The 10,577-nt window shown below is 40.2% G+C and carries 9 protein-coding genes; 2 read left to right on the forward strand and 7 right to left on the reverse strand.

All coding sequences use genetic code 11. From position 1 onward, the window contains the following. Positions 1 to 41: 41 nt before the first annotated feature. The 7 genes from GCA01S_RS17960 to GCA01S_RS17990 form a co-directional block, all read right to left on the reverse strand. Positions 42 to 1,883: an IucA/IucC family protein gene (locus tag GCA01S_RS17960; RefSeq protein WP_017437163.1), complete on the reverse strand. Its 1,842-nt coding sequence runs from the start codon at positions 1,881 to 1,883 to the stop codon at positions 42 to 44. A 41-nt stretch (positions 1,884 to 1,924) separates the two neighbouring features. Next, complete coding sequence (gene sbnB / locus GCA01S_RS17965; protein WP_042412108.1) at positions 1,925 to 2,980, reverse strand: 2,3-diaminopropionate biosynthesis protein SbnB; 1,056 nt, start codon at positions 2,978 to 2,980, stop codon at positions 1,925 to 1,927. An 18-nt stretch (positions 2,981 to 2,998) separates the two neighbouring features. Next, entirely contained in the window at positions 2,999 to 3,985 is a 987-nt protein-coding gene (gene sbnA / locus GCA01S_RS17970) for a 2,3-diaminopropionate biosynthesis protein SbnA (protein ID WP_153018003.1), read from the reverse strand. Positions 3,986 to 4,568: 583 nt separating this feature from the next. Next, entirely contained in the window at positions 4,569 to 5,435 is an 867-nt protein-coding gene (locus GCA01S_RS17975; protein ID WP_042412112.1) for a GNAT family N-acetyltransferase, read from the reverse strand. 21 nt (positions 5,436 to 5,456) lie between these two features. Beyond that, on the reverse strand, positions 5,457 to 5,585 hold the full coding sequence (locus tag GCA01S_RS21150; RefSeq protein WP_255212308.1) for a hypothetical protein: 129 nt from the start codon (positions 5,583 to 5,585) through the stop codon (positions 5,457 to 5,459). A 232-nt stretch (positions 5,586 to 5,817) separates the two neighbouring features. Continuing rightward, the gene (locus tag GCA01S_RS17985; RefSeq protein ID WP_042412115.1) at positions 5,818 to 6,957 is read right to left on the reverse strand and encodes an aminotransferase class V-fold PLP-dependent enzyme; all 1,140 of its coding nucleotides are present in this window, start codon (positions 6,955 to 6,957) and stop codon (positions 5,818 to 5,820) included. A 254-nt stretch (positions 6,958 to 7,211) separates the two neighbouring features. Further along, complete coding sequence (locus GCA01S_RS17990; RefSeq protein WP_042412116.1) at positions 7,212 to 7,832, reverse strand: LysE/ArgO family amino acid transporter; 621 nt, start codon at positions 7,830 to 7,832, stop codon at positions 7,212 to 7,214. Positions 7,833 to 8,062: 230 nt separating this feature from the next. Here GCA01S_RS17990 and pdxR point away from each other — a divergent pair, with 230 nt between their 5' ends. Then, positions 8,063 to 9,514, forward strand: coding sequence for a MocR-like pyridoxine biosynthesis transcription factor PdxR (pdxR, locus tag GCA01S_RS17995; protein ID WP_042412118.1), 1,452 nt, complete (start codon positions 8,063 to 8,065; stop codon positions 9,512 to 9,514). Between the two features lie 250 nt (positions 9,515 to 9,764). Next, on the forward strand, positions 9,765 to 9,920 hold the full coding sequence (locus GCA01S_RS19725; RefSeq protein ID WP_017437171.1) for a YjcZ family sporulation protein: 156 nt from the start codon (positions 9,765 to 9,767) through the stop codon (positions 9,918 to 9,920). Positions 9,921 to 10,577 lie beyond the last annotated feature (657 nt).

Here is a 10,577-nt window from a genome sequence, read left to right on the forward strand (position 1 = left end):
CAGGAATGCTCCTTTATCATGTTTGACAAAGACCCCCATCGTCATTGAAATGGATTTCGAATGGTTCCGATGCTTGAAGGCATACTTCCTCCACCACTTCCTGTCCGCATTAGCAATGGATGAAGCACTTTCTTGACCGGCCAGCTTTTCCGTTGAAAGAAAAGTTCATGGATGATACTCCGATGTTCATCAGGGATATCGATTTCGCATAATGTTTGAATAAAGCTCTCTTTTACTTCTTGCCAAAATTCAAATTCATCTATCCCATAACTAGTACTTAATGCATCGACAATCGAATATAAGTTCACTTGAATTCCTAAAGTTTGAAAGTATGCAAGAAATGATTCTGGTGACTGATGAATCAGTGTATTTGGCGTATCTTTTCGGATCACATATTCTGGATCATTTAATCCCTTCGTTTCCATCCATCTTGGGAAAATTCTTACCGTATCATGATCTCTTAACAAAAATCCTTTTAAGCGGTATTTGTCTAAGATAAGCACAACGTTCTGCCCATGTAGCTCAGGCATAATTCCATAGCTAAGCAGACGAAGAGATAATTGAAAAAATGCTTCACATAATTCCCTGAATAGCAGACGGATATTCTCACTAGTTAGATCTTTGCCTTTTTTGTTTAACCATAATGCAAATGGATGACGATGTCCTCTTAGGTAGTTATTGGCGAAAGCGGCCATGGGCAGCAGTGAAATATCAGATGAATCGTTTAATTCCTTCGGATACTCTCGAATCTGAAAAGCCAAGTGTCCCGGTTTATCAGAAAACAAATCGTTTCCCTTATTTCGAAACGTCCACCAATGTATCTCGTTACATAGAAATAGTTGCTTATCTATTTCCTTGTTTTTCTCTTTCACCCTCTGAAGCAATTGTTGCCCCTTTTCTCCATTTATAAAGTAGCGTGGGGGAAGAAGCCGCGACGCTCCGAGGGAATATATCCCGATCGGAAGCTTTAGGTGAAAACGCCTTTGCTCTAGATGGGCAAGGGACCGCAGCGAAGATGTTGCAACCATTCCCCCTGTTTCTACTGAAAGTGGAACACAAATCTTTTGATCTATTTCGTTACGGTACAAGTCGGACAAAACATGCTGTTTCTGCCATGGATGAATAGGGAAAGCCATATAATCTGATTTAGAAACGCCGGCCTTATCAAACGCATCGTTCAATCTTTTTTTCTCTTCTTCCTGAAGCAATTGCCACAATAGCGCTTCATCGGCATTTGTTCCACTTCTGATATACGCACGATGAAGAGCAACCCATTTCAGCTTAATTTCGCGGCTGTATTCGGGGCTATATTTCCTGTATTCCTCTGCATTCCATCCCATTTTTGCTTTGGCTGTCGGGTGAAATGGACGATCTCTGAAAGAAGCAATTCGTTCAGTATGCAGCAACGATAAATCATACTTTTCTGGCAAAGATTCATTTGCTTCCATCGCTAAAGCGGTTTGTTGGATGGCCGTTGATATCTCCTCACAAAAACGTTCCAGTTTTTCTGTTGGATAAGGATGAAAATCAGATGCTAAATCCATTAGCGCTTTTATAACATCCAGCGGCTCCATCGATTGCATGAGTTTGGATGGTTTGTCAATAAGATATACTTCATTCTGGGACATACGATAAGGTTGTAAAACAGAGCGACGCACTGTAAAAACAAATGATTTTTCTTTATTTAATGGCACTTCGTACAGCATCTCATCTGATTGTAGTGAGATATGGCAGTAGTACTCTTTTTCAGAGATATCAACTATTTTCCCTTTTGTCGAAAAGCTAAAAAGATCTTCCAACAGGAAAGCATCGATTAACTCTTTTAATATTCGCCGAGATGCACGGGCATTAGTAACAGCATCTTGTCGTTCGGTGAGATGCATATGTACAAATATCTGCTCCTTTCTGTATGCGGTTCATTGAATTAATATAGTGATAATGTTGTACCAATTTGCATGTTCACTGCTCGTTGATATATAGCGTACGCGCACGCAATATCTTCTATCGCCATCCCCATCGGGTTGAGAATAATGATTTCTTCATCATTCTCGCGCCCTACTTTCTTTCCAATCACAATATCTCCTAACTCGGCATATAATTGCTCTTTTGAAAATTTACCTTCAAGCACGAGCTGATGTATGACTTTCTTTTCACGGTTTGCTTGTTCCCAATCATCAACAATAACTTTATCTGCTTTTAAAAACACTTCCTTTTGAACATCCATAATGGAAATATTGCTAATAAATGCTCCTTTTTGAAGCCAATCATATTGAATATATGGCTGATCAGTAACAGTGCACGGGATAATAACTTCTCCTTGTCTAACCGCTTTTTCAGCAGAATTTTCAATGATAAATGAAACATGAGGAAATAATTCTTTCATGTCCTCTGCAAGCTTAATAGCTGCAGCTGGATAAAGATCATAAAGGTAAATGGATGTGATTTGCGGGAATTGTTCAAGCATGGATTGTACTTGCTTACGTGCAATCAAGCCGCATCCAATGATTGCGACTGTTTTAAACCCTTTCTTAGCAAGATGTTTGGCTGCTACAACACTCACTGCTGCTGTACGCATACTGTTGATTAAGCTTGCTTCCAGCACTGCTATTGGATAATTTGTACTCGGATCATTTAAAATGATTAAGCCGCTTGCCCGCTCAAGCCCTCGCAATGTTGGATTATCATGTTTGCTTCCAATCCATTTTATTCCAGAAACAGGATGTTCCCCGCCGATATATGCAGGCATTGCAATAATTCGATCAGCAATATGCCCTTCTTTTCCTTCTGTGCGTAAATAAGGTTTTAACGGTTGGACAAATTGTTTTTGGGCGTGTAAGCATAGCACATCAGTAATGGCATTTACATATAAATCGGATGTATCTCCCCCGACTCTAGCAATATCTTCTTTATTTAGATAGAGTAGCCTAGGCTGGGGAACGCTTTTATTAGACGGCTGTTTTTGTTCTTTATGTATTAACATTTTCACAATCCTCCCTAATCAATTCTTTTTCTTTAATCGAGATAGCCATTCATCGTTATAAACCAAATCTAAGTAACGGTCTCCACGATCCGGGAATATCGTTACCAGTTTTGTATGATGAAGATGAGGAATCAATTTTTCAATAGCAGCAACAACCGAACCGGAAGATCCCCCTGCAAAAATCCCTTCTGTTTGCAAAAGTTTTCTACAACCAATTGCCGATTCATAATCATTTACATAGATGACATCGTCTATTTCATCACGATTCAAAATCTCAGGAACGCGGCTTGCTCCTATTCCCGGTATTTCTCGATTTGCTGGAGGCGCGTTAAAAATAATCGAGCCGACAGCATCTACAGCAATCACTTTCAATTTTGGAAATCTCTCCCTTAATCTCCTGCTAATCCCCATAATGCTTCCAGTGGTACTCACAGGCGCCACAAAGTAATCAATACCATCGGGCAATTGGTCTACTAATTCACTTCCAGCCCCATAGTAGTGAGCCCTCCAGTTGTTTTCATTTGCGTATTGGTTAATCCACAAAGTTTTAGGATTCTCCTGAATGATTTCCTTCACTTTCTGAATGCGTGTTTTTAGATAGCCTCCATGTTCATCCTTTTCAGTAACCATTACAACATTCGCACCAAACTGCTTTAAAATATTGAGATTTGCTGGGGAGATTTTGGGATCCACCACACATGTAAGCTGTAAATTATACACTCTCGCCACCATCGCTAAGGCAATTCCTAAATTACCAGACGTACTTTCCACAATATGGGTATCCGGAGTAATGGTTCCAGCTTTTAGTCCTTGCTCAATAATGAAACGGGCTGGGCGATCTTTCATACTTCCACCAGGATTCATGTATTCTAATTTTGCAAAGACTTGCACCTCCTTTGGCGGAAACAAACGATTGAGTGAAACGAGCGGCGTGTTTCCTATACATTCAATAACAGATTGCCTTAACATGTTGTGTCCAATTTCTGCTGCTACGTTATGTAACATTTTTTCACCTCCTGCATAAAAGAAAATGATTATTATTTTCATAGCTGAACACTAATTGAGAAAAATAATCATTATCGTATTTAAATATTAATTGAAAATGAGTTTCATTGTCAATATATAATTTAAAAAAATTTGGTTTTTTTATTATTTTTTGGTTCATCACCATAAAATGTACTTGTCAAACGATTGACTTTGTGTAATATGGGTTGCCGGTTCCCTTTTGGTACTTTATGGCTAGTGTGGCCCCTTTTTTCGTTGTTGGTATCATCATATCTATTACGTTTATGTTCCGTTATAGAAGTGAATCCAACACTAACCTTTTTTATCCTCTTATCGCTTGCTGTCCTATTAAAGTAGTCTTCGTTCTTTAGGTGTCTGGGGTTTTTATTTGGCTCGCATGATGGGGGGATAAACACACAAAAAGAGAAGGCCGGCACAGGCCTTCTCTTTTTTCATCAAAACATTTAACCAATACCTCCGAGTTTTCCTTCAGAATACAATAATCCAAACTCGTCAACCATCTACCACCCCGGATCAGAAGCAGCGTTTGCACAGAGATATCATTCGCAATTCTACATAAAAATCATCCAAACACCTGTGCAGCGATTCCATATAATGTCCCATTTCGTCGAGGTAATTGCTTTGCATTCATGATCATGATTGGAGGTTGACTTACTTTATAAAAACCGCGTTGCTCCAAAAATAACATAAACTCTTCGTGTCCTGACGGAACATCAATTCTTAATCTTCCTTGGTGATTGCGAGCCAATTCATCTATCAACAAAGAAGCTATTTCGAAATTAGGAGCTACAATTGGACCTAAGATTAGGTTGATAGGTCCCAAGATGGAAAGTCCATAACCGATGATTGTTCCGTTACTATCTTTCACTACTAAACATTCTTTTGCTTGTTCAATCCTATTAACAAGAAACTTACTTCTTTTAGCTCCAACAGCTTTCTCGTCCAATTTTATCATTTGCGTTACATCTTCTTGGCTAAAGGTATTGATTTCAATATCCATTTTATTGATTGAACGAACAGGTATGTAATGATCGCAAAGATATTTATGGACACAATCAACGACGCTGAAACCCATTTTTTCATATAAAGGTTTTCCTTGTTCCGTTGCAATAAGCATAATAGCAGTATCTTTTGAAACGGTATTTATACAAGCTCGGGTAACTATTTTTCCAAGCCCCATCCCCCTATATTCTTCATGAACGATGACCATTCCAATAGAAGCTAAAGAAGTATCATAAGGGATTATAGCCGCACTTGATACAACTTTCCCTTCTTCGTTTTTATGCCCATATATTTTCCCTGATTTCATCATTGTTCGAATTTCATGTTCATCATAATCCCATCCCACTGATGCTGATAGCAATATCAATTCTGGAATATCTTCATAACCAAATGTTACTAAGTTAACGGACGGTCCTTTCATGCCCATTCCCCTTTTGAAACTTTTAATTTACTTCTTCTTTAACTTCATTAGAAGCAAGTTAGAAAACTCCGCTATAAAGCTTTCCATTCGGTATGCACCGCCGACAAGGGCAACGTTAAACGCTGTCTTTATTAGTGCAGAAATCAATGGAAACATGGGAGTGTATCCCTTAAATGGAATATTTGCATCTATTCGTAAAGGAAAGAATCGATTCTTGCAAATCTTTCTTTTGTCCGTATGAACCTCTCCCACCTACACTCTGTTTAGAGGTGGGAGAGGAATCGGTGGACATGTTAAACCACACATAGAAGACTGGAAAAGTTGCGACTCTTTTTGGTACCTTGTTCATGCCAGTTTCCCCCTAATGTCCATCTTGTCAAGCTACCCGTTACTTAGTATTAAGAACCGTTGCTAGCTCGTCAATTGCCTGCCGAATTTCATCCTTCGTATTGTAGAAATGAGGAGCAATTCGGATCACATCGTTTCTGGCAGAAACAATAATATTTCTTTCTTTCATTATGGATTCTATCTGCCCAGCATTTTCTGCATAAAAAGCGGTCATGGCGCCTCGTTGATCAGCAGATAGAGGCCCGACAACTTGTAATCCTTTTTCTTGTCCATAATCTAATGTGAATTGAGCTAATTCATTTAAATAAGAAGATATATTCTCCACTCCTATTTCAAGAAGCAAACGAATAGCGGCCGTAGCTGCATAAGCGCTGATAAAAGATGGTGTCCCGGTCTCAAAACGACGTGCTCCAGGCGCTGGTGTTAGTTGATGAATATCGAATTTCGAATGATTTGCCTGGCCAAACCATCCTGTTACACGCGGCTTCCATTTTTCTGCAAGTTCGGTTTTCATATATAAGAAGGCCATCCCCGGAATACCTAACATGTATTTCCTAGTTCCTGCCGCCAATATGTCAATATCCATTTTCTTGACATCAATGGGGACCTGTCCTGCTGATTGGTAAGCATCAACAAATAAAAGAGAACCTTTACGATGAACAATTTCTGCAATAGCTTTAATGTCTTGTTTGAATCCATTGAAATAACAAATATGGGAAATGGATGTAATGAGCGTATCAGACGTTACAAAACGTTCGTAATATTCTATAGGGATGACCTCCTGCTGTGAGGGGATAAAACTCACGTTCGCACCAAACTTCCGCTGGGCAAGCCATACATGACCTACGGTTGGAAAGTCCATGTCTGTCGTAACAATTTTATTTTTCCCTTTTTCAAAAGAAAGAGAGGTGGCAATAGTGGAAAAAATGTCAGAGACTGACCCTAATACAGCAATTTCATTAGGTTCAGCACCAATTAATTTCGCAAAACCTTTTTTTGCTTTTTCGACTTCTTGGATTGATTGACTCCAATTAACCCCCGTCGTCAGTAAACTATTCAGGTACTCTTCCATAGCTTCGGAAACCGTTTTTGATATTGCGCCTTGTGAACAGCTCGCAAGGTGGATCTTAGAAGCTAAAACAGGAAATAAGGAACGGTAACTAGCATACGGATGATCCAAACTTAGTTCCCCCTTTCGATCCGAGTAAACAGTTTCTCTTGGTTGCTTGGCCTCCCTATTATAGTCAACAATAACACTTGATCCCCCTTTCTAGTTATTACTACGTTAAAATGACTTTACAAGAATCATTTAAAATTACGTTATACCATACTACCGATAGTTGAAAAAGTAATCATCCCTAATGTATCACCGGCGGGGAAGAATGAAACCTCTATTCCTTCACATTTCCACGCGATCATCCGAAACCCCGGCTTTTATTTCACCAGTGTGAATCCAATATAAATCGCCGCTCCCCACATCACTAGCGCAGAAATCCTATTGAGGACCATCATCAACCGCCCAGATTTATCCAGCTCCCCTGTTATTCGTCCTGCCACAGCCAGTCCCGTGAACCAGATCCAAGAAACTAGAATGGAAGCAAGTGCAAAAGCGATTTTTTCCGATCCATTGTATTGAAGCGAACTGGTCCCGATCACCCCTACTGTGTCCATGATCGCATGAGGATTCAGCAGCGAGACCGATGCCGAAAACGCAATTTGTTTGAGGGGAGTAAAATTTTCTTTGGCTGTATTTTCGTTGTTGCTATTTTCAGGGGTACTTTTCCAGGTACTCCACCCCATATATAGCAAAAACACTATTCCGACACTCAATAGTATCGTTTTGATCCAAAACGAGCCTAGGATCACCAGAGATACCCCGAAAACAGCAAGGGTGATTAAAAGCGTATCGCACAGCGAAGCAGTAAGAACGACCGGGAGTACATGGATAAAGCGTTTCTGAAGGGCCCCTTGATTAAAGACAAAAACGTTTTGGACGCCAAGAGGAAGAATGAGTCCAAACGAAAGAATAAATCCGTGAATGAAGGCCTCTGCCATTCCAATCCCTTCTATTGCGTGTCGTATGAATACAATTATACTCGGATATCGATCATTGTCTCCAACCAATTGGATGGATTTTATACCAACCAAATTGTATAATCGAAACAAGAATTTTGGGAAAGAAAGAAATGTAATCAGCTTGGTTATATCGTCGAAGTCAAGTCAGACGATGTAGCAAGAAATCTCAAACCCAAATATCAATCCATTTTACACGGGAGAGATTTTTCATGATTGAATTAGATTGGAAACCGGACAAATCGTCTCCAACTCCCCTCTATATCCAGATCAAAGAATATATAAAAGAAAAGATTGAAATAGGAGAATGGACCGTAGGGACGAAAATCCCTCCCCAACGCACATTAGCCCAAGCATTGGGAGTGAATCGCAGCACGATCGTTGCGGCTTTGGAAGAATTGATCGCAGAAGGATTGCTGGAAGGGAAAAGCGGGAGCGGTACAAAGGTGATTAACAATACGTGGTCCTTGATGACCTCTACCCCGCCCCCTGATTGGAACTCCTATGTGCAAGCAGGGATCCATCGCCCCAATTTGCCTACGATACAGGAAATCAACAAAGCAGAGTTTGATCCAAATATCATCCGGTTGGGAACAGGGGAGCTTTCTCCTGATTTGTTTCCACGTAAGATGATGAAACAAGTATTTAACCGGTTGTCGGACCGCATTGATTCACTTGGCTACGAAGAACCGAAAGGGTTGCTTTTTCTTAGGGAACAACTTAGCGGGTATTTAAAAACCATCGGGATCGAGGCTTCCCCGTCTTCCATTTTAATTGTGTCAGGTGCCTTGCAAGCATTGCAATTGATTTCAATAGGTCTATTACAGCAAGGGTCTACGATCTTTCTGGAAAGGCCATCGTATCTGTATTCCCTGCATGTGTTTCAATCTGCCGGGATGCGATTATTCGGACTTCCTTTGGATGAAAACGGGGTTCAAACAAAAACGATTAAGGAACAAAAAAAGCGGCAAAATGCTGCGTTACTTTATACGATCCCGTCCTTCCATAATCCAACGGGAATCTTAATGTCCGAAGAAAGACGAAGAGAACTGATTGACGTATGTGAACAGGAGCGGCTGCCGATTATTGAAGATGACGTATATCGGGAACTCTGGCTCGATTCGCCGCCTCCCCCACCTTTGAAAGCCCTCGACAAAAATGGGCTTGTTCTATATCTGGGCAGCATATCGAAAACATTGAGCCCAGGTTTGCGAATCGGCTGGGTAGTCGGACCGAAGCCTGTCATTGAACGATTGGCGGATATTAAAATGCAAACCGATTACGGATCCAGTTCCTTGTCTCAGTGGGCTGTTGCGGAATGGCTATCAAGCGGGCTCTATCATCAACATCTGGAAGAGGTCAGAAAAGAATTGAAGATTCGCAGAGAGGTGATGATCGATTCATTGCAGAAGCATCTTGCCGACATTGCGACGTGGTCTGTTCCCAAGGGTGGTTTTTATATATGGTTACGCTTATTGCCTTCGCTTTCTATACGAGAACTTTTCGAAAAGACATTAGAGCGGGGAATTTTATTGAATCCGGGAAATGTCTATGATCACCATGCGACCCAGTACCTTCGACTTTCTTATTCCTATGCTTCTTTATCTGACTTGAACAAAGGGATCTTTCGTCTTTCGAAAGTGATTCGGCAGCTGATCTCATAACCTTTTGTCGCGTAAAAAATCCAAACTTGGATTCACTTTTAGTACTGTATGCGACATTACTAAAAAGGTATAGACAAGTTTACCAAATTGCCCTAGATAGAGGCTGCACCTGTTGTTCGTCAGAAACCCTAGAGAAAATGAACAATGAATAACAAACCATCCGCATTCGCGGAAAATTATGTAAGCCCAATCAAACTGATAAAAAGTCCCATATTATAAACTGAAGACAAATAAATGGAGGTGTCATTAAATGAGTGCTGGAGGATATGCAGGTGCTGGCTTTGCATTAATCGTCGTTCTGTTCATCTTGTTAATAATTGTTGGCTGTGGCTGTATGATCGGCGGCTTTGGTAGAGGATATGGATATGGCTGCGGTGGTTATGGACCAGGATTTGGATTCTGGTAATTCCCCCTTCTTATGAGGATTGGAGAATTGCTAAATGCTTACACTCCCGTTAATTGTTGAACTACGAGTGCCATGGTTGAACAAGACACACAAAAAGACTGATTTATTTCAATCTTTTTGTGTGGTCTAAAACTCAACACCGGAATTTAACAGGCCAAATTAAAAAGGCGGAGCCTTGCTTCGCCTTCTTATTTTTATGAACAAAAAGAGCCTACTCAAAGTGAGTAGGCTTCATTCATTTCATTCGTTTGGTAAAACAGTAAGATTAGAATCATCGAATGTCTTATTAAACGTCATATCGTGTACAAATGTATCTCCCCAATTCTGGGTTTCCACTTTGATGTCTTTTGTAGGCGTTATTTCCAGTACTTGAAGTATTTCTTCAAGTGACTTATCGGTTTCAACTTGAAGATGAACCAATTTTCCTTGATAACAGGTAGCTGTAGCCTATGTAAACAATTCGGATTCTCCATACTTGTGTATTCCTCTATGATTTATTGCATGTTCTGTAACTAAATTAAAAATCATGATCATGTCCATCCTTTGTTTTTGATCACTGTATACGATTTACAAGGCGGCGGGCTTTTATGTGCATGATTCATACGTTATATGTTTTGCAGCACGTTCTTATTTAAAAATAAAGAAGGAGCATTCCTG

Origin of the sequence: Parageobacillus caldoxylosilyticus NBRC 107762 (assembly GCF_000632715.1) — a bacterium.
Taxonomy (GTDB): domain Bacteria; phylum Bacillota; class Bacilli; order Bacillales; family Anoxybacillaceae; genus Saccharococcus; species Saccharococcus caldoxylosilyticus.